The organism is Alteromonas sp. KC3 (genome assembly GCF_016756315.1).
In the GTDB taxonomy this organism is placed as follows: Bacteria; Pseudomonadota; Gammaproteobacteria; order Enterobacterales; family Alteromonadaceae; genus Alteromonas.
The window spans coordinates 3552349-3578610 of sequence record NZ_AP024235.1; the positions used below are offsets into that span (position 1 = coordinate 3552349).

The following is a 26262-nucleotide window of genomic DNA, read 5'->3' on the forward strand; positions in this document are numbered from 1 at the left end:
TTTCGCTTAGGTAAATAGGCAAGTATTTAACAACACGTACCGACCAAACGCCCTACCACTGCTGAATTTTGCGATATAGTGTCGAGGGACTAACACCAAGCGCGTTGGCTGCTTTAACGACATTGTCTTCGTAATAAGCAATTGCATCCTGAATTGCTTTGCGTTCAACATCCGCAAGCGTGTGGATATCACTTTCGTTCAGTGCAGGCGTCTCTTTACTGGACAGTGAAGCAGCAGACTCATAAGGTTCCTCGGCAATCGCAGTCTCATGAGACGCTGCATCTATTGACCCGCATTCCTGTTCAGCAACCGTTTGGATACGCGCTTGCTCTACAGGAAGCTGAGACGCTAACATGCTTGCTGTCAGCAATGGACCGTCGTTCATTACCACACAACTGTGGATTAAATTTTGAAGCTGGCGTACGTTGCCAGGCCAAGAAAACTTACGCAGCAGTGCTTTTGCATCATCAGAAAAGCCAGAGAACATCTTACTTTCTTCTGACATATAGCAACGCATAAAATGATTTGCTAACAGCAACACATCATCTCCACGTTCCCGCAATGGTGGTAAATGAAGAGCTATCACGTTTAACCTGTAAAACAGATCTTCTCGCAAATGCCCATCTTTTATTGCCTCAAGGGGTTGCCGATTGGTCGCGGCGATAAAGCGCACATTCACTTTTTCCAGCTTGCCCGAGCCTACCCGCTGAAATGTGCCTGTTTGAATAAAGCGCAGAATTTTTGCCTGCAACCCCATGTCCATTTCGCCGAGTTCATCTAAAAATAACGTGCCATTATCAGCTTGCGTTGCTGCACCGTCACGATTTGAAACTGCACCAGAAAATGCACCTTTTACATGACCAAAAATTTCCGACTCCATTAACTCAGAGGGAATAGCGGCGCAGTTAAGCGCCACAAAATTGTCGTGTTTGCGCTTACTTAGGTTATGTATAGCAGAGGCTGCTACTTCTTTACCCACGCCACTTTCACCGGTGATAAATACCGAGGCCGAGCTTGGCGCTGCCTTTTCAATAATCGAATACACATTTTTGAGCGCTTTTGACTCACCAATAAAACCTTCAACCGTGCGCTTTCTTCGTGACTCAGCCTTAACCAGTGCTGTACGCAACATGCTGCGCTCGATTAATGTCTTGCGCATTTTCACGGCTTGACCAATAACAAGCTCAAGCCGTGTATCGTCCCATGGTTTTTTAAGATAGCTCCATACATTAGCTTCGTTCACGGCGTCTAAAACATGTTCTGCCTCGCTGTGCGCCGTTAGCATTATGCGAATTGTCTCAGGTGCTGAATGAGAAAGCTGCTTAAGAAATTCGGTACCACTCATACCAGGCATAGATAAATCGCTGATAACGATGTCATAAGTTTTGTTTTGACACGCTTCAAGCCCAGCTTCTCCGCTACTTGCCGTATCAATATTGGAGGGTATCAGGCACTCTAAAGTACGTTTAAGCGCGCGCTGGACGGCTACTTCGTCATCAACCAATAAGATATCTAATTTATCTGTCATTCCATCGCCTCTGCATTTACTGCTGTCATTACCTTAGGCAGCGCTATTGTGAAGCACGTCCCCTGCCCCAACTCAGACTCCACATCAAGTGAGCCTCCATGGGCCTCTACAATGCTTTTTGATATAGCCAGCCCCAGCCCCGTGCCTTTTCCTACCTCTTTAGTGGTAAAAAACGGTGAGAAAATTTTAGCCATATTTTCTTTGCTTATACCGACGCCATTGTCTTTAACGTGGATACACACACTATCAACGTGCTCGTCAACACTAATAGTTACACTGCCGCTGTTTTCGGTAGCGTGAAGTGCATTTATCGTTATATTTAGAAGCACCTGCTCTAGCTCGCCAAGATTAGCATTTACATTTGCGCTACCACTTGCGTACTCGACATCAATACGCTGGCTGTTCTGTTTACTAAACGATGCCATTTTAACCACATTACTTACAACATCATTTACATTCACAGCAGAAAGTTCATCTGCTCCGGTATGAACAAATTTTCGCAAACTATCACTTATCTTGCTAAGCCTGTCTATTCCATCCATGTTATCTTGCAACACTTCAGCAATCGTTTCTTCAAGGCGAACCAAATTGTTATTTTGAATGGCATCACCAGCCTCAGTGCCTTCATACTGCTCGGCAATTTGCTTCAAACCACTAATAGCCGGAAGCAATGCTTGTTTTAAGTACCGGTTATTTGCCGATATAAACGCAAGAGGGTTATTGATTTCGTGGGCAACACCACTGGCCAATAAGCCAAGAGAGGACATCCTATCTGCTATAGTAAGCTGCTTACGCGCGTCGGATAGCTCAACTTTGAGGCCGTCTATTTGCTCTGTATCGCTTTTATCATTCAGTTTTTCCAAGCTATGTCGAAGCTGGGCAATATGTGCGTCAAGCACGTAAAGCTTTTCCTCATCAATAGCTGCTGAATCTATGAGCATGGCAAGCCACCCATCAACACCATCGACATAATGAAAATTGGAATAAACCAGCCACGTAGATAAATTATCGGCTTCAGGCGATGTTAGCTCTTGAATGCACCAATAAGGAAGAAGACCTTCAGTGTCAAACGGGATTAATTGCTCGATATCCGTTATTTGCGTGGTATTAAAGCTATTTCGAATAACCCTTGGAGATTCGCATTGCATACCATTATTGGTATAAAAGCTCGCCGCAAATTTCGCGTCAGTAAACGTGGCGCAGAGTCCAAGTAAAGACTCTACCAAGGTTTGATTACTCTCTGCGCTGGTTGATTCAGTTGTTGATTTTACAAAGAACTCTATTTCTTGTTGTTTATGCTCAACTTCAGCAACAGCGTCTCGCAGCTTTTCGTTAGCAATAAAGGTCTTTTTTGCATAATCGTCGAGTAATTGTTCTGCAGACTCACGCGCTTTTTTCTCGCGCTCTAGCCGCCTTTTGAGGTGCGCAACTTCTTGCTCTAAACTCCGTTGCATATCGACTTCCTATGAAAACAATGACCACTGATGCGTTATGTGTTTTTTCAGTTTAGATTAGAAACACACTTTGTACATAAGCCAAACGTATAAAGTCTTTGAAAAAAGAATAGTTTTTTATATTTCAAATAAAAAAAGCGACCTAGTCAGACAGGCTAGGTCGCTTTTATAAATGAAGTATCAAATTGCTCGCTACTGTGAGTCAGGCAGCGTCACATTTAACTCTAAGACACTGCAATCATCGTTGTTATCAAGTTGAACCGAAACTTGGTCATCCGCGATAGTCACGTATTTCCTGATCACTTGAATGATCTCTTGTTGCATCATAGGAAGGTAATCAGGCTCGCTGCGTTTTTTGCGTTCGTGTGCAACAATAATTTGTAAACGCTCTTTCGCCACTGCGGCTGTACTTGGTTTTTGCTTTTTCTTCAGCAGATCAAAAATGCCCATTACTTCCCTCCCAATAAGCGTTTAAAGAATCCTTTCTTCTCGGCTTCAAGGAAACGATGCTCCACACTCTCGCCCAACAAACGCTTAACCGCGTCAGAGTATGCCTGCCCCGCGTTAGCTTCAGAATCTAAAATGACCGGCTGGCCTTGGTTAGACGCTTTAAGTACCGCTTCTGATTCTGGGATAACACCTAGAAGCGGAATAGCAAGGATTTCTTCTACATCGGCAACACTAAGCATTTCTGCACTTTCTACGCGTGTTGGGTTGTAGCGCGTCAATAGCAAATGTTCTTTAACCGACTCACCTTTTTCTGCGCGCAACGATTTGCTCTGTAAAATACCAAGAATACGGTCTGAATCTCGTACCGATGATACTTCTGGGTTTGTTACTACAATGGCTTCATCCGCAAAGTAAAGAGCCATTTGTGCGCCTTGTTCAATACCTGCAGGTGAGTCACAAATAATGAAATCAAAGTCATTTTTAAGCTCATCTAGCACCGCTTGCACACCTTCAATGGTCAGTGCGTCTTTATCTCGCGTTTGAGATGCAGGTAAGATAAATAAGTTGTCAGTGCGCTTGTCTTTAATAAGCGCTTGTTTCAGCGTAGCTTCTTTATTAATTACATTAACGAAGTCGTACACAACTCGGCGTTCACAGCCCATGATTAGGTCTAAGTTTCGAAGGCCTACATCGAAATCAATGACAACGGTTTTGTGTCCAGCTAACGCAAGGCCAGTACTAATTGCTGCGCTTGATGTTGTTTTACCAACGCCACCTTTACCCGATGTTACTACGATTATTTTTGCCATCTATTAATTCCTATTTTTCACACAGCACATTTTTAGCGCGATTGTTTTAACGTTTTTATGCCAAAGGCACTATGCGTAATGTTTCTTCTTCTAAATACACTTGAGCAGGCTTTTTCCAGCAGTCACCTTTAACCGATTCATGCATAATAAACTGCCCAGCAATTGAAATAAGCTCTGCATCGAGCGCCTGACAATACACGCGAGCTTGTGTATTACCTTTAACACCTGCGAGCGCTCTTCCTCGTAGTGTGCCATACACGTGTATATTGCCATCAGCAAGCAATTCAGCGCCTTCACTCACCGACGCAGTTACAATTAAATCACTTCCCTCTGCATACACTTGTTGCCCAGAACGCACTGGACGAGCCACTACTTTTGCTGGCTTAAATAGTGCAACTTGTGGTTTAGCAACTTGCGGTGCTATCTTGTCACTCGTTTCTTGACTATTTTTCTTGGTGTCGTCTTGAGTTGCAACGTCTACTCGCTGCGCCTTAAGCGCAGAATCAGTAAATTTGCTTTGGCTAACATCTGCTAAGCCCAAGTCATTGATAATGGGTTTTAACTCCCCGACCTCACCTTTTACTGCCATCGGTTGCAACTGCAAGCGTCTACATAGCGCTACCAGTAGTTCAAACTCTGTTGCCGCTAGCGGCTTCACTATGTGCAGTATGAGTGATGAGCGGGTAAAAAATTGAGGCGCACTTGCCACTTTTTGGCTTAACTGCGACTCAAAAACATCTGGTTCAAAATCTACTACTTCTAGCACAATGCTGGTTAGCGTTGTGCCTTTCATGCGAAAGCACGTTTCTGTCATTTGTTCTTCCCGAAAAGGCTCTGTAACCTCACAACCTTTACATACATTAAAGGCCAAGCCTGTTTATGACGTCACTGTATCAAAAATCCTTTCTACGGCAACTGTTAAGCAGCGAGAAAGCATGAATAAGCGAAGAACGTGCCAACAACCGGTCATATAATAACCAACCCCATCCTACTAATTGCTAGCAGGCTGAAATAAACAAAATAAAACGGTATTAATCTAGGGGCTGTTTTGACGTTAATTTTGTTGGGTCTAGCAACGCTTCAAGCTCGTCTTTTGGGATATCAGTCATGCGTGCAGCCACCTCTACCACTGGCTTTTTCTCTTTATAGGCGGCTTTGGCAATCTCTGCGGCTTTTGCATAGCCAATGATAGGGTTTAACGCCGTTACTAATACTGGATTTTTATATAACGACGACGCTAAGTTGTCTTGATTCACAGAAAAGTCGCGAATTGCTTTCTCGCCCAAGGCAACTGCACTGTTGGTGATTAGCGACAAACTTGTCAGAAGGTTATTAGCTATCAAGGGAAGCATAACGTTTAACTCGAAGTTTCCAGACTGACCTGCTATCGAAATTGTAGTGTCATTGCCCATCACTTGCGCGGCGGCCATCGCGACCGCTTCTGGAATTACTGGATTTACTTTTCCTGGCATAATGGATGAGCCTGGTTGAAGCGCTGGTAGTGTAATTTCACCTAAGCCCGCCAATGGCCCTGAATTCATCCACCGCAGGTCATTAGCTATCTTCATTAATGTAACCGCAATTCCTTTGAGCACTCCCGACAGGGCTACCGCCGTGTCTTGTGCGCTTATTAAGGCAAAGCAATCTTGTGCCGGTGTAAATTCAAGCCCGGTTAACTGCGATAGTACATCACAAAAAGTCGTCGCAAACTCAGGATGGGAGTTCACCCCTGTTCCTACCGCAGTACCGCCTTGGGCTAACGTATGTAAGGGAGCTTGCAGGGTCTTTAGATGCCAGCGATGTTGCTTTAACTGCGATGCCCACGCCGTAATACTCTGATCCATTCTAACTGGCATAGCATCCATAAGATGGGTGCGCCCCGTCTTACAATAAGCACTAAGGGTTTGGGCTTTGTCTTCTATTATCTTTATGAGTATATCTAGGGCTGGCACTAATTCATTGCTTACCTCTATTGCAGCACTAACATGAATAGCGGTAGGAATAACGTCGTTTGAACTTTGCCCTAAATTAACGTGGTCATTGGGGTGTACATTGCTATCAGATTGTTTACTCGCCAAATACGCGATAACTTCATTAGCATTCATGTTAGAGCTCGTACCCGAGCCCGTTTGAAACACATCTACCGGAAAGTGTTTCATGATGTTAGCGTTACTTAACAGGCTGTCACACCCATCAATTATTGCTTGTGCGCGTGTATCGTCTAACACACCCAATTTCTGGTTAGCGCGAGCGGCGGCTTTTTTAATGGTAATAAGCGCACGAACAAACGCTTCTGGCATGGCCTGCCCGCTTATAGGGAAGTTCTCTATTGCACGTTGGGTTTGCGCACCGTACAGAGCGTCCACCGGCACGGCCAACTCCCCCATACTGTCTTTTTCTATTCGCGTTTCTGCCATCGTCGTTTCCTTACCTATCAGAGCGTATTGTTCTTTTATAGGTAAAAAACAGCGATACGATCATTCTAGCTCTACGGCGAGCGCTTGCTCCCACGGGACACTTAATTCAAACGTTTCTTTGCGCGTTTTGTATTGATACACCGATGATGAAAACAAAATGGTGTCGGGCTCAAAGCCCTCAGGTAGTACTATTTCTACATTAATTGCTTGGAAAAAACGAAAGCGGTACTTGATATCCTCAGACAGGAAGAGGGCTTCGCCTGATTTAAGCCTAAGTTCACGGCCCTCTTTCGTGCCTTGCAGACTCACTTTCAAATTGCCGTTAATCACTGTTTTTTGTTGACGAGATTGCAACAGCACCATACGAAGTTGAAAGCGATTCTTATCAATTTTGAATACTTCAACGCCTTCGATAGCCAGCATGGCTTCAGATTTTTCAGGCGCCATAACGCGTTCATAAAACGTCAGCAACTCTTGCTGTGCTTCTAGTTCTCTTTTTTGCTCACTCACTTTTTTAGTCATTGAATCTGTTTCACGCTTTGCTAGTTCTAGCGCTACTTCAAGTTGATTAACTTGTGTAGTCAGCGTGTTGTTTTCATTTGACAAAATGGCAATAGTTTCATTTTGTGCCGCCACTTTTTTGCTATCGCCTTGGTCAACAACGCGTGCTAGTTGATAACCAAATATCACCATTGCAGATAGCGCAATGGCGACGATGAAAGTCCATTTGTAGTTACCTACGATTTGTTTTAATTGATCGGTTGTCATTATTGCAATTTTCCAACTACGCACCTTCAATACCACAGCGCACGTTAAAACACGGCTTGGCGGTGGTTTTATACGTCACCCAATATTAGTAATACTCGCACGAATAGGCGAACTCGACATAGAGCCTAAAACATTATGAAATTTAAGTGTTTATGGTAAGCTTCCAGTTACGTCGAATCTACTGTATCACATCATGCGCTTGCAGGCTTTAAGAGAGGAAGTAGCTCACCCACGTACATCAGTGCAGTTGTGCGTGCTTGGCATTGTTGGGGGCACAAGTGCAGCGCTCATTATTATCCTATTTCGACTTTGCGTAGAATGGTTGCAAGCCACGGGCATTACTACATTGCAATCGTACTTAAAGCACGACTGGCTAGTGTGGCTCCTTATGCCGTTGATAAGCGTTGCGCTTATCTTGTTTATTGCTTTTTTAACCGGGTTCAAGCATTACCGCCTCGGCATTCCCTTTGTCATACATCGCGTTAAATACTTTTACGGCCATATTCCTTTCAGAACGACAATAAATCAATTCTTTGGCGGCATGCTAGCACTCGCGGGTGGTTTTGTTGTTGGCCGCGAGGGCCCGAGTGTTCACATGGGCGCATCGGGAAGCAGCTTTTTAGGACAGTGGCTTCGTTTACCTTACAACAGTATTCGTATTCTGGCGGGCTGTGGCATTGCCGCCGGTATTTCAGCGTCATTTAATACTCCATTCGCCGCGGTCATTTTTGTGATGGAAGTTGTGTTACGAGAGTACAAAATTCATATCTTTGTTCCAGTAATGCTAGCTGCGGCATGCGGTTCAGTGCTGACGCGCATTGTATTTGGCGAAATTAACGAACTGTCTTTCTTGTCGTTTAATGCGTTCAGTCAATGGATGTATTTTTACTTGGTATTGCTCGGCATTTTGTTAGGCATGCTGGCAGTCTTGTTCAATAGCCAACTCATGCGCGTTATGACCTTATTTAGACCGGTTTCGATGGTCTGGCGTCTAGTATTGGCCGCCGTTATCACTGGTACTATCGGCATGTTTATCCCCGAAGCGCTAGGGGCAAACTTTGTTGATGTGGAGCACTTGTTTGACACTTCGCCCAGCACACTATTACTTGTATCAACACTGGTGTTTAAAGTTATATTGGCGGTCTTTGCAATTGGTCTCGGTATACCTGGCGGCATTATTGGCCCAGTAATGGTGATCGGCATGTTGGCGGGCGCCGTGTTATTACTACCACTTTCTTATTTTATTGATGTTCCTGAGTTTACCAATAGTTTTGCCTTACTAGGTATCGCAGGCATGCTAACAGCCGTGTTGCACGCGCCTCTTGCGGCACTGTCTGCTGTGATGGAGCTCTCTTACAGCCCTCAAATTATCTTGCCCGCTATGCTTGTCATTGTGCCAGCCTACGTAACGTCTACCCAATTTTTTGGCAACCGCTCAATATTCATCAGACAGCTTGATTATCAAAACCTGCCCTATGCAATTTCTTCAATTCGTGAAGCATTAGAAAAAACCGGGGTACTTGCAGCGATGAACACCGACTACAAACTGTTTCACGACGCACCAGAAAAGGCATTAACGGATTTTCTTGAGAAAAACCCGACGACCATTGTTATTCAAAAATCAAAATTTGAAATAGATGTGCAGTATAAACTGGTCCAATACAACGTAAGCTTAGAACACGATGCCACCGCATTAAGTTATTACCAGATGGAAGGCATTAACGCACAGTCAACACTTCACGAAGTTTACGAACATCTTAAAAACTCGCGTTCTGGCGCAGTGTATATTTACGATCAGGAACTAAACGATATTATTGGCGTTATTACGTGGAATATATTGCAAAGTTTCTTACAAAAGGCCCAATACTAGTATGTACATTTTATGGTTTAAAGCATTACACATCTTTTTCATGCTTGCTTGGATGGCGGGAATTTTCTACCTTCCTCGCCTTTTTGTGTACCACGCGTCGACAACCTCTCAAGTCGTCAAAGACGAGTTCAAAGTCATGGAGCGGCGCTTGTGGTTTTTCGTTACACCATTCGCCCTATTAACCCTGGTATTCGGCGTAGCGCTTATTGCCAGCTACGGGGGAACATGGTTTAAAATGTCGGGATGGTTGCACATAAAATTACTGCTTTTACTTGCACTTTATGGCTACCACTTCTATTTGTTTAAGTTAATGAAGCAGTTTGCAAGAGACGAAAATCGGCATACTCCACGCTTTTATCGAATTATCAACGAAGCGCCGGTATTGTTGATACTTGCCATAGTCTGCCTAGCAGTTGTTAAACCTTTGTAAATATAAGCTAGCGCTAGCGGAAAAAAACTGTAGTATTAAAGATAACACTCAAGGAGCCAGTGTTATCTTTAAACCGCTGCTGAGCCAGGGTGCATTTGCTCAGCTACTTTACTCGTTGATGACGGAATACAAATACATGGATGATAGTAACCAACACTTGAAGCACCTTCTTAAGCAAACCGACATCGCATTTAAAGCGCTTATGCGCGACCCTGCATCATTGCCTTTACACGAACAATATGAACGCGCAAAACTTGAGCTTGATAGCTATACTGCATCGCTAAAGCATTCCCTTGTTCAGCGTCACCATCAACACCGTAATCGCTGAATACACGGTGCTTTCGCCACACTGAAATGGTATACGCTACCTTAAATGCACTTAACCAATAGTGAATATTTACTGCGGTTTGACGAAGGTTTCAAACTGATTAGGTAAAGCTTCTGCTAACTCACCGGCTAACTGCGTATAATCTTTTAACAAGGCAGGCAGCTGTTTAATTAACAGTGCGAGATTGTTATTTAGCTGTTGCGCTTGCTCTTCATTGCGGTATTGAAGCGCAAGATCAATATTGGCAAGGGTTGAGAAGAGCTTGAGACACCGCGACAGACGTACTTCAGGCGCCTCGTTATCGTCCGTGTTAACAACATTTTTCTTTGCATGAACTTCCCATGCGCTTTGCCATACGGGTTCCACCTGCTTGTGCGCCTGCAATAAACCATTGAGCCAATCGGCTAGCGCAGTTGTTGGTCTTACGCCCTCGTCAGTTTGCTCAGGCGCAAACATATGAGCAGGTAACGGGATGGCATCACTGCGCATAAACCCCAAATGAGCACGAAGCCCATCCATTAATGTTTCAGCAAGTTTATCGACGTCTTTGTCTATTAGATGACTCGCACTATTGGTGATAACCCATGGCATCCATTGTTCTGGCATTGGAATTTCAGGCGCTGCGGCGACTGCGAAAATCATTCCATCGACCCTTGGTACAGAGGGAAGTACTTGCTTAAAGCAAGGGTGCTCGATTGTGTTTGAAATGATATGTATCGGAAACTCTTCACTCACCGTTTAATTCTCATTTTAATTTGCGTTCTATTTTGTGAAACGTTAGGCTGCGCAGCCATTTTTCTGAGAGCAATGGCCAACTGGCTGTTTTACTCCACCTCAGAGCTGGGTACGCGACAATAGGGTTAATATCAATTCAACAAATTGAATTGGTGTAGCGAGAGTGTTGCGTACTCGCAGCCCTATTGTCATGATAGCAAAACTTAACTAAGAGTCGTTGCAATGGCAAAAGATAAATCAGGATATATTATCGCGGCCGCCTTTATTGGCCCAGGTACAGTAACCACAGCAAGCTTGGCAGGTGCAAACTTTGGCTTCCATCTTGTCTGGGCCCTACTTTTCTCTATTTTTGCCACAATAGTGCTTCAAGATATGGCCGCAAGACTGGGTGTAGCCAGTCAAGAAGGGCTGGCCAGCGCGATGAAAAACATGGCCTACAAGCCTTGGCTAAAACACTTTTTTATCGTGCTTATTGTCGCCGCTATTGGTATTGGTAATGCCGCGTATGAATCGGGTAATTTAACAGGGGCCGCCATTGGCTTAGATGCATTTGTTAATATTGGGATTGGCACATGGGCAAGTATTTTAGGCGTAATTGCGATAGCACTTTTGTGGACTGGAAGCTATCAGTGGATAGAAACGGTATTAGTGTATTTGGTGTTTATTATGGCTGGTGTGTTTCTTGTAACGCTACTGGTCGCCAAGCCTGATGTTAGCGCTATGCTTTCACAAATGCTCTCTCCTCGGCTCGATACAGACGCCATTACCACTGTATTGGCGCTAATTGGCACTACCATAGTACCGTACAACCTCTTTTTGCATGCCAGCTTAGTGGCTAAATCATCTCGGGGGCAAGATAAAATTGCGGCAGTAACTGCCTGTCGACAACAGTCAGCGAGAGCCATCAGTATGGGCGGCCTCATTACCATGATCGTTATGGCCACGGCAATGATGGCATTTTTCAGTCAAGCTGCCTCAATGGACGCCAGCAATATGGGCGAACAACTAAAGCCAGTGCTCGGTGATAAAGCACAACGGTTCTTCGCGCTTGGTTTATTTGCGGCCGGACTAACAAGTGCTATCACCGCCCCACTCGCTGCAGCTTACGCAGTTACCGGTGCATTAGGTATGTCAGATGATATGCAAAGTAAAGGGTTCAAAACGGTATGGTTTGTTATTATCGCAATCGGCGTTGGCGTTGCCGCTTTGGGTTTTAAACCATTGCCCGCCATATTGTTTGCCCAAGCAACTAATGCCTTATTGTTGCCCATTATCGCCATTTTTCTGTTGGTGGTGATGAACAAAAGTAACGCTTTGGGCGAGTTTAGAAATACATGGAAAAGTAACTTAGCAGGCGTTGTAGTAGTAGGCACTGTGGTAGCATTAGGCGCTTATAAGCTTATTGGTGTTTTTAGCTAATACAAAAAACAGCGCTTCACGATGCGTTATCGATGAAGCGCTGTTTTAATTGACCTTTCATTAGAGCCCTAACCAATTAAGCGCCTTTCTATTAAACGCTCGTCAATCAAGAACCCGACAAGCGCGCTAAGATAGCGTCTAGCATGTCACGGCTGCAGCCAAAGTTAATTCTAAAGTGATCCGCTTTATGAAAATCGACACCGGGCGACGGGCCAACGCCTTTTTCTTCAGCCCACGTAAGTACATTTTCCACGCCCAAACCACTTGCATCAACCCACGCAAGAAAGGTTGCATCGGCTTTAAGCATGCTTAGGCCATCAATACTATTTATCACCTCAACAACGCGATCGCGGTTTTCACGTAAGTACTGAATTTGTGCTTGATGCCAATCGTCACATAACGTAAATGCTGCTTCTGTCGCGGCCAAACCCAATACAGTTACCCAAGGTACAATGCCTGCAGCGGCTTGGGTAAATGCTAATCGCAACTTTCGGTTTGGTATAATGGCAAACGAAGTGCCTAGACCTGCAATGTTGAAGGTTTTGCTTGCGGCCATTAAGGTAATACTGTTTTGTGATAACGCCGCTTCTCTTCCCGCTGGAATGTGCGACTTTCCTTTCTCTAGAATCAGATCACAATGAATTTCATCTGAGCAAAGCGTGACGTTATGTTGACTGCAAATAGCGGCAATACGATCGAGTTCGCTTTGCGTTAATACCGAACCAACAGGGTTCATTGGGTTGCATAAGATGAATAGCTTACATTTTGGATCGGCTGCTTCTCTTTCCAACGCTTCGAAATCAAGCGTATAGCGCTCAACCTTTGACCCCTTGCTATCAAGCGTGGTTTCTATCACAGTGCCAATATCAACACGCTCTAGCCCATTTAACTTGGGCGCAGCGAGCAATGGTGGGTAATTAGGTGTTTGGATAAGTACCTTATCACCTTCTTCACACGTCGCTTTTATCGCCACATTAAATGCAGGCACTACGCCAGGTGTCCACACTAACCATTCAGGTTCAATCTGCCAATTGTGCTTGTCGTTCAACCAGCGGCATACCGCATTAATAGCACCTTCGTGGTGTGCAGGCAAAATGTAACCCATGTTGCCATGTTCAACGTGCGTGCTAATGGCGTCCAAGATAGGTTGGGCACAGCGAAACTCAGTGTCAGCTACCCACGCTGGAATAACGTCTTTACCTTTGTACTTTTGCCATTTAAACGAAAACGTGTCTTTTCTTGAAGGAGTGTTGTCAAATAGCGCGCTCACTGTTCATCCTGTTGCTACTTACTGAGATTGCTCCAGTGTAAAAGTTTCAGCTATGAGAAACTAGCACCAGTCGACGATTTGCTATACCAAAATGAACTTAAATAGCGGATGTTGTTCTGGCTAGGGCTTCTTTGGACTTGAAAACAAGTTCGGTCATATCCAGTGGCTTAGCGAGAAATCCTGCGACCTGCAGTGCTTTAGCTTCTACCACTAGCGCTTTGCTAGGGTCAGCAGTAATCAATAGAAACGGGATATCTAATCTGGCTGCATGGCAGGTTTTCAGCAGGCTCAAACCATCGTAATCGGGCATTACTTGGTCGCTGATGATTAACTGCAGCGTGTCGTGCGTTTGCTGCAATATGAAGTCACGAGCAAACTTGCTTCGACTAAACGGATGTACTGTGGCGTCTAATTGTGTTTCTAACGCCTCAACAATTAAATCCAGCGTAATTTGATCGTCTTCAACCACTGCAACTGAAAGCACTCGCTACCCCTTAATTATTATTCTGATGAAGTTTGAAAGCTCGTTACATCAACCAGCAACCCATGGCACTGATAAAAAAACGCAACTCTACATCACTAGGATAGGCAGTAAAGTCGCTTATCGCTACTAACCTTTGGTCGAATTTGGTTGTAGTAAAAGTATCTATTTAAATACGTTTATAAGGACAAAAAAATGCCAACTCGATGTTGGCATTTTTCAAAGCTATTGGCGTGTTAGTCGCTTACGACTTAGGTGCGCGTGATGCGCGTTTACGCTCATTTTCAGTAAGAAGCTTCTTACGAATACGAATAGACTCAGGTGTAACTTCTACTAGCTCGTCGTCATCGATGAACTCAAGCGCTTGCTCAAGAGACATTCTGATTGGCGGAACAAGTGTTTGCGCTTCGTCAGTACCAGAAGCACGAACGTTAGTAAGCTGCTTACCTTTAAGCGCGTTAACCGTCAGGTCGTTGTCACGGCTGTGAATACCAATGACCATACCTTCGTAAACTTCAACACCGTGACCAATGAATAGGCGACCACGCTCTTGAAGGTTAAATAGAGCGTTAGTCAATGCTTTACCGTTTGCGTTCGCAATAAGTACACCATTCTTACGCTTACCAATGATACCGCCTTTGTACGGACCATAGTGATCGAATGTGTGGTATAGCAAACCAGAACCTGACGTCAATGTCATGAACTCAGTTTGGAAACCGATTAGACCACGGCTTGGAATGATAAAGTCGATACGCACGCGCCCCTTACCATCTGGAGACATATCAGTCATTTCTGCTTTACGCAGACCAAGCTGTTCCATGATTGAACCTTGGTGCTGTTCTTCACAGTCGATAGTCAAGGTTTCGTAAGGTTCTTGCGTTGCACCGTCAACTTCTTTCAGAATTACTTCCGGACGTGATACCGCTAGCTCGTAACCTTCACGACGCATGTTCTCGATAAGAATACCTAGGTGAAGCTCACCGCGGCCAGATACGCGGAATTTATCTGGATCTTGTGTTTCTTCCACGCGCAATGCAACGTTATGCACTAGTTCGTCTTTCAAACGCTCTAGAATGTTACGTGACGTTACGTATTTACCTTCTTTACCCGCAAACGGTGAAGTGTTTACTTGGAACGTCATCGTTACTGTCGGCTCATCAACCGTTAGCGGAGGAAGTGCTTCAACAGTATTTACGTCACAGATAGTGTCAGAAATTTTCAGTTCGCCAAGACCCGTGATCGCAATAATGTCACCCGCGTGTGCAGATTCAACTTCGTGACGAGCAAGACCAAGATAGCCATACACAAGGCCAACTTTACCGTTACGCTTTTGTCCGTCAGCAGTTACAACAGTAACTTGCTGGTTAGGCTTAACAGAACCACGTTTAACACGACCTACACCGATTACACCCACATATGAGTTGTAGTCAAGCTGAGAGATTTGCATCTGGAACGCGCCGTCGATATCAGCATCTGGTGGAGACACTTGGTCAACAATAGTTTGGAACAGCGCCGTCATATCGTCTTCTTTGGTATCTGCATCCAATGACGCCCAACCGTTAAGTGCAGAAGCGTAAACAACTTGGAAATCTAGCTGCTCATCTGTTGCTCCTAAGTTATCAAATAGGTCGAATACTTGGTCCATTACCCAATCAGGACGTGCACCAGGCTTGTCGATTTTGTTAATAACAACAATAGGCTTAAGACCTTGAGCAAATGCCTTTTGCGTAACGAAACGCGTTTGTGGCATTGGACCTTCTTGCGCATCTACAAGTAGAAGTACAGAGTCGGCCATTGACATAACGCGCTCTACTTCACCACCGAAGTCGGCGTGTCCTGGAGTATCTACGATGTTAATACGGTAGTCATTCCAGTTAATCGCGGTGTTCTTCGCAAGGATGGTAATGCCACGCTCTTTCTCGATGTCGTTCGAGTCCATTACGCGCTCTTCTTGCTCGCCTCGAGACTCGAGTGTGCCAGACTGCTGTAACAGTTTGTCTACCAGGGTTGTTTTACCGTGGTCAACGTGGGCGATGATTGCGATGTTACGCAATTTACTAATATCAGTGGTATTCATGCTTATATAGAGCCTGTGTAAATCGATGCCGACTTATTTCGAAATGAAAAAGTATGCAGTAGATTTGTTGCAAAAAAATGCAGATAGAAAAATTTGCGCGGATTGTACAGAAAAACCACGACGTTTGCGCATCTTTTTTTAAAAAATAGATGCGAAACCTTAACTCCACTAAAGATTTCCTGCTTTACCCATCCATTTTAGCATTTTGGGTGGTAAGCGTTCATAAAGTAATCTAGTCTAAATCACGGCGGCAACATACAACATGAACCATAACCGTGCAATATTGCACCAACATAGTGCAAATATTTCAATTCGAAAGTGATGCTTTTCGTGCGATGCCACAAAATACGGCATACATATAGATGGCATGATAATCGCTTTCACTTTTTCCACTGTTGGGGTGAAGCTGATCATTCCGCATTTTTACATTAAACCTGGAGGACACGATGTCAGTAGAAAAGGCATTAGAGCTGATTAAAGAAAGTGAAGCGAAGTTTGTAGATTTACGTTTTACCGATACGAAAGGTAAAGAACAACACGTATCTATTCCTGCGAGCGTTGTTGATGAAGAGTTTTTCGAAGAAGGTAAAATGTTCGATGGTTCTTCAATTGCTGGCTGGAAAGGCATCAATGAATCAGACATGGTTCTTCTTCCAGACGCAACAAGCTGCGTAGTAGATCCTTTTGCTGAAGAAACACAAGTAAACATTCGTTGTGACATCGTTGAGCCTTCTACAATGGAAGGTTATGAGCGTGACCCACGCTCAGTTGCTCGTCGTGCAGAAGAATTCCTAAAATCAACTGGCATCGGTGACACATGTTTCTTTGGCCCAGAGCCAGAGTTTTTCCTTTTCGACGACGTTCGCTTCCACACTGACATGGCGGGTTCTTTCTACAAGATCGACTCTTCAGAAGCAAAATGGAACTCTGGTGAAGAGTTTGAAGGCGGCAACATGGCACACCGCCCAGGCGTTAAAGGCGGTTACTTCCCAGTACCACCAGTAGACTCTGCACACGACATCCGTGCGGCAATGTGTTTGGTTATGGAAGAGATGGGCCTTGTAATTGAAGCGCACCACCACGAAGTAGCAACTGCTGGCCAAAACGAAATTGCTTGTCAATTCAACACGCTAGTTAAGAAAGCTGACGAAATCCAAGTTTACAAGTACGTTGTTCACAACGTTGCGCACGCATACGGCCAAACGGCTACCTTTATGCCTAAGCCTCTAGTTGGTGACAACGGTTCAGGTATGCACTGCCACCAGTCTATCTCTAAAGATGGCGTGAACATTTTCGCGGGTGACAAGTACGCAGGCCTTTCTGAAGAAGCACTTTACTACATCGGTGGTATCATCAAGCACGCGCGTGCAATTAACGCGTTTGCAAACGCTTCTACTAACTCATACAAGCGTCTAGTTCCAGGATTCGAAGCACCGGTAATGCTTGCATACTCTGCACGTAACCGTTCTGCATCTATTCGTATTCCGCACGTAACAAGCGATAAAGCGCGCCGTATCGAAGTACGTTTCCCTGACCCAACAGCTAATCCATACCTAGCGTTCACCGCTATGCTTATGGCGGGTATCGACGGTATTAAGAACAAGATCCACCCTGGCGATGCGATGGATAAGGACTTGTATGACCTACCGGCAGAAGAAGCAGCAGAAATCCCAACTGTTGCAAGCTCGCTAGAAATGGCGCTTGAAGCTCTTGATAACGACCGTGACTTCCTTAAAGCTGGCGGTGTTATGACTGACGACATGATTGATGCATACATCGACCTTAAGTCTGAAGAAGTCACTAAACTTAACATGACAACTCACCCAGTTGAGTTCGACATGTACTACAGCGTTTAATTCACGCAGTATTTAGAATCATACTAAAGCCCGCATTGCGGGCTTTTTTTATGTCTATTGTTTAACTACTATAACGATATCAAGCTTATCAGGGTCGGTGCTCGTGAAGATTACGTCTACAGCCATTTCAGTTCTAGTGTTACTTGCTTCACTGCAAAGCGTTACTGCGTTTTGTCAAACCTCTCAGCCACAACCAAGTGACGCGCTTGAACAACGCGCTGAGGATACCGATTCAACGACGACTTTAAATGATAGCCATCAAGGCGCTAAAGCAAATACAATTTACAAAGTAGTCGCTGACGATGGCAGCGTGACTTTTACCGATAAACCTTCAGCCAATGCCACTCCCATGTCATTTGACGGTAAAACTCAAAACGTTGTCACCGCTGCCACTCCCCCTACTTTGCCGCCACCACCGCCTGAAAAAAAGAAACCCAATTATGCTGTGTCGATTCTCACGCCTGCACCAGAAGCGACTATCCGCAACAACTTGGGTGAGCTGACTATTCGTGCAGCTCAACCCAATGCACCAAAAGCGCCTCTCTATCGACTAATTTTTGATAATGCCCAATATGCAAGCAATAGTTCAGGCATATTCAAGTTAGAAGGTATCAATCGCGGGGCACACACATTTAAAGTTGAGCTAACTAATAATACGGGCAAGACTCTTGCATCGTCTCCTTTACAAACCCTTTACCTACATCAGGCATCGGCGTTAATTAATAACTAATAGCGTGCAACGCAAGCGCAATAAGCGCACCAAGGCGGTTCAGCATTGAGATCCATCACTGAATAAAAAATCGCACTTGGCACATTAGCACGCTACAATGCACAATAATGGTGCAAAGGAGACGAGCTCGGATGCAAACAACCGAGTTAGAGACACAGCAGCTAATAAATAGCCTCAATACCGCACTGGTGATGGTAGACAGCAAGCTAACTATCGTTTACGCCAACCATGCCGGGGAAGCATTGTTTGAGACGGGTAAAAAGCAATTGCTTGGCCACCCTCTGCAAGACTTTTTTCTGCCCGGTACAATTGAGACCACGCGATTAAAAGCCGCAATTAGAAAAGGTGAAGACTTCACTGAAAACGAAATTAAGTTAGCATTTCGCGATAATCGCTACGTTTCAGCCGACTTAACGGTAACCAACCTTCATCTTGAAGATGGCCCTCGCTTGCTGTTTGAAGTAAAAAAAATCGATCAGCAAAAACGTATTTCCAGAGAAAATTTACAAAATGCACAACACTTTGCAGCTCGCGAGTTAGTGCGGGGGCTCGCTCACGAAATTAAGAATCCGCTAGGCGGCATTCGTGGCGCCGCACAGCTTCTTGAAAAAGAACTTAGTGAGGAACACAAAGAGTTCACGCAAATGATCATTGAGCAATCTGATCGGCTGCGCAACTTAGTTGACCGTTTACTCGGACCTAACTCTCTACCGCGCTTTGAGTGGAGCAATGTACATCAAGCACTAGAGAAAGTGCGCAGCCTAATGCGTGTTGACTCGGAAAATCCGATAACCATAGTGCGCGATTACGACCCGAGTATTCCACCTTTAATGCTTGACCCTGACATGATTCAGCAAGCAGTGCTTAATATCATACGAAATAGCGTTCAGGCGCTTATCGAGAGCAAGACTGAGCATCCTCAGATTCGTATCGTTACACGTATTGAACGTCAAATGACCATTCAAACAAAGCGCCACGCCTTGGTTGCGAAAATCAAGATTATTGATAACGGTCCTGGGATCCCACCAGAAATAAAAGACACACTGTTTTACCCCATGGTAACCAGTAAACAAAATGGATCTGGTCTCGGGCTGTCAATTTCCCAAACGCTTATCAACCATCACGGTGGCAAAATCGACGTCGATAGCTACCCGGGCCATACCGAATTTGTAATTTACATTCCAATAGATCGTAAGGAGACAGACGATGACGAATGAGTCAGTATGGATTGTCGATGATGACAGTTCAATTCGTTGGGTACTGCAAAAGGCCTTACAAACAGCCAATATTAGCTGTTTAAGCTTTGAAAACCCTGAAGACCTGTTGCTTCAGCTTCAAAGTGGTCAGGCGCCAGAAGTCATCATTTCAGATATCAGAATGCCACAAATGGACGGGATGGCACTGCTTAACGAAGTTCACGCATCTCACCCCATGCTGCCCGTCATTATCATGACAGCGCACAGTGATTTAGACAGTGCTGTGAACGCTTATCAAAAAGGTGCATTCGAATATCTACCCAAGCCTTTTGATATTGATGAAGCAGTAACACTTACGCAGCGAGCACTTGCTCACGCGAGAGAGCAATCTACTGTTAGTAACGTACAGCAAGATGATGTGGTAACCGAAATTATTGGTGAAGCGCCTGCAATGCAGGAGGTCTTTCGCGCCATAGGTCGTTTATCTCGCTCTTCTATTAGTGTATTGATAAACGGTCAATCCGGTACTGGTAAAGAGTTGGTCGCCCATGCTTTGCATCGTCACAGCCCTCGTGCAAGCAAACCCTTTATTGCACTAAACATGGCAGCGATCCCCGCTGACCTCGTTGAGTCAGAACTATTTGGCCATGAGAAAGGCGCATTTACTGGTGCTCAAGCCGCTAGACAAGGTCGTTTTGAACAGGCCGATGGTGGTACATTGTTCTTAGATGAAATTGGCGATATGCCGCTTGATGTACAAACGCGTTTACTTCGCGTTTTGGCAGACGGGCAGTTTTATCGAGTAGGCGGCCATCAATCGGTCAGTGTAGATGTTAGGATCATCGCTGCAACGCACCAAAATCTAGAGCAGCGCGTAGCTGAAGGGAAATTTCGTGAAGACTTGTTCCATCGTTTGAATGTGATCAGAGTACACCTCCCCTCTCTTGCTGAGCGCCGTGAAGATATTCCTCTGTTGACTAGACATTTCTTACGACGCGCCGCAAAAGAACTTGATGTTGAGGCCAAAAGTATTTCAAAAGAAGCCGAGCGCGTCATGTCGCAGTTACCTTGGCCGGGTAATGTGAGACAGCTTGAAAACGTGTGTCGTTGGCTTACGGTGATGGCAAGTGGCCAAGAAGTGTTACCGAGCGACCTTCCACCAGAGATCCATGCTGATAGCAGCGTAGATAAACCTTTATCTGAATCAGCGGATTGGCCTGATCTGCTCGCATCGTGGACCGATAAACAACTTAGAGATGGTCAGTACAACATTTTAAACGATGCCATGCTAACGTTTGAGCGCGTAATGCTAGAACGAGCGCTTGCTCACACGCACGGGCATAAACAAGATGCAGCAAAGCGTTTGGGCTGGGGGCGCAATACACTTACCAGAAAACTCAAAGAGCTCGGGGTCAATTAGCGCCATTTAAAAAGAGAAAGACAAAAATTAAAAAAGGCACAATAGCGTGCCTTTTTTTAGTTCATTCGCGTTTAACAAACGACTATGGTGTCAACTTAAACATTAAGCCGCTTTTTCTTCCCACATAACGCCATTTCTAACCATTGAGTTTAGTATGACAACCATCTTCCTCACACAGGCAATGATGGCGACTTTCTTAGGCTTACCAGCGGCAACCAACCTCTCATAGGTGGCTTTAAACTTAGCGTTACACTGCATCGCCGACATCATGGCCATAAACAAAACCGTTCGGACTTGGTGACGTCCTCCTTGAGTCACTTGCTTACCTTTGTATCGGCCACTTTCTTTGTTCATGGGGGCTACGCCAACAAGGGCGGCTACCTGTTTGCTATTCATCAAACCAAGTTCTGGTAAATAGCTGATGAGGGCCGCAGCCGACACCTTGCCAATGCCCGGCATACTTTGAACCAGTTCACTTTTTGCCTGGTATTCTGGGCAGCTTTGAATTAAATCGGCTAATTCGTCGTCCATCTTTTGAATTTGCTTTTTTAACACGGTGAGCATTGCCTTTATACTTGATTGAACAGTTTTTGGCATAATTTGAAGGCGGTTTTTCTCACGGGTCTGCATCTCTAAAAGCTGATTTCTGCGGGCTACCGCGTCAGCCATCTTCTGAATGTTCTCGGGTTTTAGTGTCGACAAGGCAGGTTGAATTACCTCACTAAAATGCGCTATCAACGCCGCATCAAGTTTGTCCGTTTTAGCTTTACGGCCAATCGCACCAGCGAAGCGTTTAACATGAACAGGATTGACGACACTAAAAGGTAATGCTGCTTTCGCGCAAGCAGATACAAACGCCATTTCATAGCGGCCTGTCGCTTCAATAACAATGCGCTCAACCGTTAATTGCCTTAACCTTTTTAACGCTTCACCTATCCCTTTCTTGTCGTTGCTTACTTTTAAATATTCCTCCAACGGACGAATATGTATATCGAGACAATCTTTGCCTACATCTACACCCACGTTTATGTTTTGCACTACTGATTTTTTCATAATAAGCTAACTCTGGTTTGCTAAATGCGAGCTCGGGGCCCAGTCGACTATTCGAGTATGTTGCTTGGAGCACTGCGTGGTGTTCATGTTTGTTATCGGTCTCTCAATTGAGGAGCCTGCACTAAATCGAACTGCCACACAGCCAACTTTGGTTGCAGCCAAAGTCTGGGCCTCACTTTACCCATCTTTGAAAAGGAAATGTGGTGTATTTAGGGAAAAATTATCCATACAAAACACTAAATTCAATGGCCTTTAGTCAATAGTTGGGTCATTGCCTTATTGAAAGCACGCACCCACTTCATACTAAATTGCCCTTTTGCGCTACGGTTAATGGCAATAACGGCATCTTTCTTTGAAAGTACATTATCTTGATTGTGTGCCCGTGGGTGAGTCATAGCATCGTATGTATCCACAATGGCTAAAAGCTTTGCGCCGTCACAAATATCGTCTTCTTTTATGCCTAACGGATACCCCGTACCATCGGTTCGCTCGTGATGCTGCATCACTATTTTGCGCGCCATATCCCATTGGTCAAGATGCTCTAACAATCGCGCACTTTTATAAACATGTGAACGCATTAAATTGAATTCTATTTCACTTAGCGCGTCGCCTTTGTGCAACAATTTAAGCGGCATAAATGCCATGCCAAAATCATGAACGTAACTGGCTACAGCAAGCTGGTCTTCATCAATAGGGTTACCTGCTACGTCATTGATATATTTTGCCAACTTCGCAATTCGGTCACCTCGCCCAGACCAGTAATCGGAACGACGTTCAATGGTTTGCATCAAATCACGGAAAAATAAGATATCTTGCTTTTTCTCACTACTGATATCTTTTGGAATACCTGTAGACGACAGAGCTGGCGGCTTAATTTGCACTTTATCAGGGTTGTCATCGTCAGCGATAACGTCAAGTGCCGGGTTGAGTAATAGCACAGCTTCGGTAAGTCGTTTTTCATGCTCTGAAGCATTGTCAGGCGTAATACGGCTAATCGCTAGTACAAGCTGATTATGCAGATTATCGTCATACTCAGCACTCCCTTTCGCCATGACTAACTCGACAAAGGCCTTAACTCTGTCCATGGTAAGTAAAACCAAGTCGCTCATTGTACTGGTATAGGCGACTTGCCCTTTACGCAAATAGTCGAGCAAATCTTCAACGTGTTGCAGTAGCGGGATCATGGGCGAGAAATTAACTAACCCTAAATCGCCTTTGATTGTATGGATAGAACGGAAAAGCGCACGCTGTAATTCGTTGTCCTCAGGCCGAAGCTCTAGCTCAATCAACGTCTGCTCACTTGCTTCATAGAGCTCGTTAATTTCCTCCATTAGGTCAGTAAGAATATCTTCTTCTAGGTCGTCAGGAGTGAATGTCTGCATACAAATTACCGTGGTTAAATTGCGCTTTAATTTATTTTTATTGTAAACGGGTATCGGCTTAATTTCCTTATACTAAAGCACAGAAAAGTAGGAAACCACGCAAAAAGTATTTTGTTCCATAGTTTTTTGCTGATTTTATAGCCATACGGCGCGCTGATACTGGCATTACACCTAGAAGCGCTGTAAAAACTCATCGGACAAGTGTACGCTGAAACTTCAACTATACTGCGCGCGTCATTTATCTCTAGGAGTTGTTTTGTTAGCTTTATTCCGCGTTCCAGCACTATTCATTGCTTTTTTACTTATCAACATCGTTTTGCTTGTGGTGTGTATTGCTCGCCCTTTCCACAAAAATAATGTTCATATTGCTGGGCAGCTTTATTCGTTAATGGCCAGAGTGGTGGGCCTAAAGATAGTGATACAAAAAGATCCTGCGGTGAAGATAAATGAACCCTATGTCTACATTGCAAATCATCAAAATAGCTTTGATGTCATTACCATATGTAAAGCAGCACTGCCGGGTGTTGTCACTATAGGAAAAAAAAGCCTTAAATGGATCCCGATCTTCGGCCAAATTTACTGGTTGTCTGGCAACATTCTTATAGACAGAAAAAACTCTGGCCGTGCGCGCAACACGCTAGATATAGCGGCAAATAAAATTGCTAACAAGAAAACCTCTGTCTGGCTTTTTCCGGAGGGAACAAGAAGCTACGGCCGCGGTATCCTTCCTTTTAAGCAAGGCGCATTTAGGCTTGCTAAATCAACGAATGAACCTGTTGTAATGGTAACAGCCAGCAATTTGAACAAGAAAGTAAAATGGAACCGATGGGATAACGGCATTGTACTTATTGATATTGCTGCGCCTGAAGCATTAACCGAAGATCACTCAATAAAAGAATGGATGGTACATTTTAACGACCAAATGAAACAAAAATTCGAACAAATAAATACTCAGGTCGATGAACTGGAAAAAAGCAGGTAAACTTGCGTCAAAATTTCCATTGAGTGTCTATCATGAACCAGTTTGACGAAAGAGAAGAGTGGTACGAGTTTAACCAAGAAACTATTGATGCCCTTCTAGAAGACGGCAGCCAAGCAGATGCCGACTATACTATCGAGCACCACTTTGCCAGTACGGACTTTGACGTTCTTGAAAAAGCAGCCGTTGACGCCTTCAAAGCAGGCTTTGAAGTAACAGATGCCGAAGAGTTAGTTTTAGACGACGGTGACACTGTCTTTTGTTTCGATGCTATTGTTGAACGCGTGCTTGACATTGAAAAGCTAAATAAAGATATCGACACCTTGCTCAAGATTGCAGATAAGCACGATGTCACTTACGACGGCTGGGGCACCTATTTTGAGCCTCGTGAAGACGGCGAATTTGACGACGATGACAGTAATTTCTACGACGACTAGCGCGGACTTACAGGGCGACCACTAAAGCGTTAAGGTAGTCTTCAGCTTTTGTTCATCTTTTTCCATCAACAATGACACTGTCATTAACGATTGGAAAAGGATGCACAAATGAAAACATCTCAGATTTCTTTAGCAACATTATCAGCATTTGCGCTGTTGCACGTGCTAGTACCGACAACAGCGCAAGCTGCCGACACATCAGCCCCAATAAAAGTGGCTTCAAAAGAATTTCGCTATGATAAGCCTTACGTGCAATCAAACGAGCCGTTGGCTGTTGCTTCAAACAATTCGCAAAAGACCGCCGATACACCAACAAAAAGCCAAGCTGTAATCAATGCTGACAAAACAGCGCGTACCCAGAAGTATATTGGCTCAAGCAAGTCCTCAAGTGATATTGTTGTAAACAGTATTAACGAATTTTGGATTTATGATACTTGGGTAACGCTTGATAACGATATCGATTACGACGGTTATCACTCAACCTTTTCAGTAGAATTCGATGCAGACACCATTTTCACCAGTGCGCCTGTTTATGCCGTATTGTATGTGGGTAAAAATGACCGCTACGATGCCATTCACGTTTCTTCTGAATTTTACATCTACGGCGAAGACTCTACGGATAGTTTTACAATAGAAAGTACATTGGTTTCCGGCTTTCCTACCAGTGACTACGATGTACTGCTAGAACTTTACGATGCCGATACAGAAACATTGGTAGCTTATTCAGATAGCTATGATAACGCCGACTTCGCCTATTTACCGCTTGAAAGCGAGAACAATGAATACGTCGTTGAAGAAACAGTAGTCATTGTAGAAGAGCACGGGGGCAGTACTACGTTCTTGTCATTATTTGCCTTGGGATTAATAGCAAGCGCTAGGCGTTTATGGAAGTCATAGTCTAGAGCGTGTTGACCTTTTCGGTACACTTTTTGTTCATTTCAAGCGAGTATCAGGCAATGAACGAGTTGCGTGGTTTGGTTATTCCAAATTAGCGACGAATAAAGCCGCATGAGGCTCGCTTGGATGAACCTTTCAGGCAGCAATTGTTTAGCATTTATACTGCGTCTGCGCACACTTATGTAGATGGCTACACGACGTGTGCACTTCCTTGTCTAAATGCTAAACACTTTGCTGCAAAAACGTACGGCAAAGATCAACACGCTCTAGATGTTG

At 44.5% G+C, this 26262-nt stretch carries 24 protein-coding genes; 11 read left to right on the top strand and 13 right to left on the bottom strand.

The window, feature by feature from the left end; genetic code table 11:
• Positions 1-52: 52 nt before the first annotated feature.
• The 7 genes from JN178_RS15750 to JN178_RS15780 form a co-directional block, all read right to left on the bottom strand.
• A complete protein-coding gene (locus tag JN178_RS15750) occupies positions 53-1528 on the bottom strand; it encodes a sigma-54-dependent transcriptional regulator (protein WP_202262351.1) in 1476 nt (491 codons plus the stop codon).
• On the bottom strand, positions 1525-2982 hold the full coding sequence (locus JN178_RS15755; RefSeq protein WP_202262352.1) for a sensor histidine kinase: 1458 nt from the start codon (positions 2980-2982) through the stop codon (positions 1525-1527). Before JN178_RS15755 ends, JN178_RS15750 begins: the two co-directional genes overlap by 4 nt.
• Before the next feature lie 192 nt (positions 2983-3174).
• Positions 3175-3432 carry a cell division topological specificity factor MinE gene (gene minE / locus JN178_RS15760; protein ID WP_159626548.1) on the bottom strand — a complete coding sequence of 86 codons (258 nt, stop codon included), beginning with the start codon at positions 3430-3432 and terminating at the stop codon, positions 3175-3177.
• Positions 3432-4241 carry a septum site-determining protein MinD gene (minD, locus tag JN178_RS15765; protein WP_159626547.1) on the bottom strand — a complete coding sequence of 270 codons (810 nt, stop codon included), beginning with the start codon at positions 4239-4241 and terminating at the stop codon, positions 3432-3434. The genes minE and minD overlap by 1 nt, the downstream gene beginning before the upstream one ends.
• A gap of 55 nt (positions 4242-4296) precedes the next feature.
• Complete coding sequence (minC, locus tag JN178_RS15770; RefSeq protein ID WP_202262353.1) at positions 4297-5055, bottom strand: septum site-determining protein MinC; 759 nt, start codon at positions 5053-5055, stop codon at positions 4297-4299.
• Positions 5056-5272: 217 nt separating this feature from the next.
• Positions 5273-6658, bottom strand: coding sequence for a class II fumarate hydratase (locus tag JN178_RS15775; RefSeq protein ID WP_202262354.1), 1386 nt, complete (start codon positions 6656-6658; stop codon positions 5273-5275).
• 60 nt (positions 6659-6718) lie between these two features.
• Positions 6719-7426 (bottom strand): DUF6776 family protein, encoded by a 708-nt coding sequence (locus JN178_RS15780; protein WP_202262355.1) that lies wholly within the window; start codon positions 7424-7426, stop codon positions 6719-6721.
• Between the two features lie 193 nt (positions 7427-7619).
• Between JN178_RS15780 and JN178_RS15785 the strand changes: the two genes are divergently transcribed.
• The 3 genes from JN178_RS15785 to JN178_RS15795 all read left to right on the top strand — a co-directional run bounded on the left by JN178_RS15785 (position 7620) and on the right by JN178_RS15795 (position 10054).
• Complete coding sequence (locus JN178_RS15785; protein WP_202262356.1) at positions 7620-9296, top strand: chloride channel protein; 1677 nt, start codon at positions 7620-7622, stop codon at positions 9294-9296.
• A 1-nt stretch (position 9297) separates the two neighbouring features.
• Positions 9298-9726: a CopD family protein gene (locus JN178_RS15790; protein WP_159626537.1), complete on the top strand. Its 429-nt coding sequence runs from the start codon at positions 9298-9300 to the stop codon at positions 9724-9726.
• Positions 9727-9862: 136 nt separating this feature from the next.
• Positions 9863-10054 (top strand): hypothetical protein, encoded by a 192-nt coding sequence (locus JN178_RS15795; RefSeq protein ID WP_202262357.1) that lies wholly within the window; start codon positions 9863-9865, stop codon positions 10052-10054.
• Positions 10055-10123: 69 nt separating this feature from the next.
• Here JN178_RS15795 and JN178_RS15800 read toward each other — a convergent pair whose 3' ends face one another.
• Positions 10124-10696, bottom strand: coding sequence for a UPF0149 family protein (locus JN178_RS15800; protein WP_332460850.1), 573 nt, complete (start codon positions 10694-10696; stop codon positions 10124-10126).
• A 315-nt stretch (positions 10697-11011) separates the two neighbouring features.
• Between JN178_RS15800 and JN178_RS15805 the strand changes: the two genes are divergently transcribed.
• Positions 11012-12208, top strand: coding sequence for an Nramp family divalent metal transporter (locus JN178_RS15805; RefSeq protein ID WP_202262359.1), 1197 nt, complete (start codon positions 11012-11014; stop codon positions 12206-12208).
• A gap of 106 nt (positions 12209-12314) precedes the next feature.
• On the opposite strand, the gene JN178_RS15810 is transcribed toward JN178_RS15805, so the two are convergent.
• From JN178_RS15810 to typA, 3 genes are all read right to left on the bottom strand, one after another.
• Complete coding sequence (locus JN178_RS15810; protein ID WP_202262360.1) at positions 12315-13478, bottom strand: MalY/PatB family protein; 1164 nt, start codon at positions 13476-13478, stop codon at positions 12315-12317.
• Between the two features lie 97 nt (positions 13479-13575).
• Entirely contained in the window at positions 13576-13962 is a 387-nt protein-coding gene (locus JN178_RS15815) for a response regulator (protein WP_202262361.1), read from the bottom strand.
• A gap of 241 nt (positions 13963-14203) precedes the next feature.
• A complete protein-coding gene (gene typA / locus JN178_RS15820; protein WP_202262362.1) occupies positions 14204-16036 on the bottom strand; it encodes a translational GTPase TypA in 1833 nt (610 codons plus the stop codon).
• 446 nt (positions 16037-16482) lie between these two features.
• Between typA and glnA the strand changes: the two genes are divergently transcribed.
• The 4 genes from glnA to glnG all read left to right on the top strand — a co-directional run bounded on the left by glnA (position 16483) and on the right by glnG (position 21238).
• The gene (gene glnA / locus JN178_RS15825; RefSeq protein WP_202262363.1) at positions 16483-17892 is read left to right on the top strand and encodes a glutamate--ammonia ligase; all 1410 of its coding nucleotides are present in this window, start codon (positions 16483-16485) and stop codon (positions 17890-17892) included.
• A gap of 103 nt (positions 17893-17995) precedes the next feature.
• Positions 17996-18622 (top strand): DUF4124 domain-containing protein, encoded by a 627-nt coding sequence (locus JN178_RS15830; protein WP_232369597.1) that lies wholly within the window; start codon positions 17996-17998, stop codon positions 18620-18622.
• 131 nt (positions 18623-18753) lie between these two features.
• Positions 18754-19839: a nitrogen regulation protein NR(II) gene (gene glnL, locus JN178_RS15835; RefSeq protein ID WP_202262364.1), complete on the top strand. Its 1086-nt coding sequence runs from the start codon at positions 18754-18756 to the stop codon at positions 19837-19839.
• Positions 19829-21238: a nitrogen regulation protein NR(I) gene (gene glnG, locus JN178_RS15840; RefSeq protein ID WP_202262365.1), complete on the top strand. Its 1410-nt coding sequence runs from the start codon at positions 19829-19831 to the stop codon at positions 21236-21238. Before glnL ends, glnG begins: the two co-directional genes overlap by 11 nt.
• A gap of 102 nt (positions 21239-21340) precedes the next feature.
• Here glnG and JN178_RS15845 read toward each other — a convergent pair whose 3' ends face one another.
• Positions 21341-22291 (bottom strand): IS110 family transposase, encoded by a 951-nt coding sequence (locus tag JN178_RS15845; RefSeq protein WP_202261595.1) that lies wholly within the window; start codon positions 22289-22291, stop codon positions 21341-21343.
• Between the two features lie 242 nt (positions 22292-22533).
• On the bottom strand, positions 22534-23673 hold the full coding sequence (locus tag JN178_RS15850) for an HD-GYP domain-containing protein (protein ID WP_202262366.1): 1140 nt from the start codon (positions 23671-23673) through the stop codon (positions 22534-22536).
• A 256-nt stretch (positions 23674-23929) separates the two neighbouring features.
• Here JN178_RS15850 and JN178_RS15855 point away from each other — a divergent pair, with 256 nt between their 5' ends.
• The 3 genes from JN178_RS15855 (at position 23930) to JN178_RS15865 (ending at position 25986) form a co-directional block, all read left to right on the top strand.
• On the top strand, positions 23930-24655 hold the full coding sequence (locus JN178_RS15855) for a 1-acylglycerol-3-phosphate O-acyltransferase (protein WP_202262367.1): 726 nt from the start codon (positions 23930-23932) through the stop codon (positions 24653-24655).
• A 32-nt stretch (positions 24656-24687) separates the two neighbouring features.
• Positions 24688-25089 (top strand): ribonuclease E inhibitor RraB, encoded by a 402-nt coding sequence (gene rraB / locus JN178_RS15860; protein ID WP_202262368.1) that lies wholly within the window; start codon positions 24688-24690, stop codon positions 25087-25089.
• A 108-nt stretch (positions 25090-25197) separates the two neighbouring features.
• Positions 25198-25986, top strand: coding sequence for a choice-of-anchor H family protein (locus tag JN178_RS15865; RefSeq protein WP_202262369.1), 789 nt, complete (start codon positions 25198-25200; stop codon positions 25984-25986).
• The last annotated feature ends 276 nt before the right edge of the window (positions 25987-26262 follow it).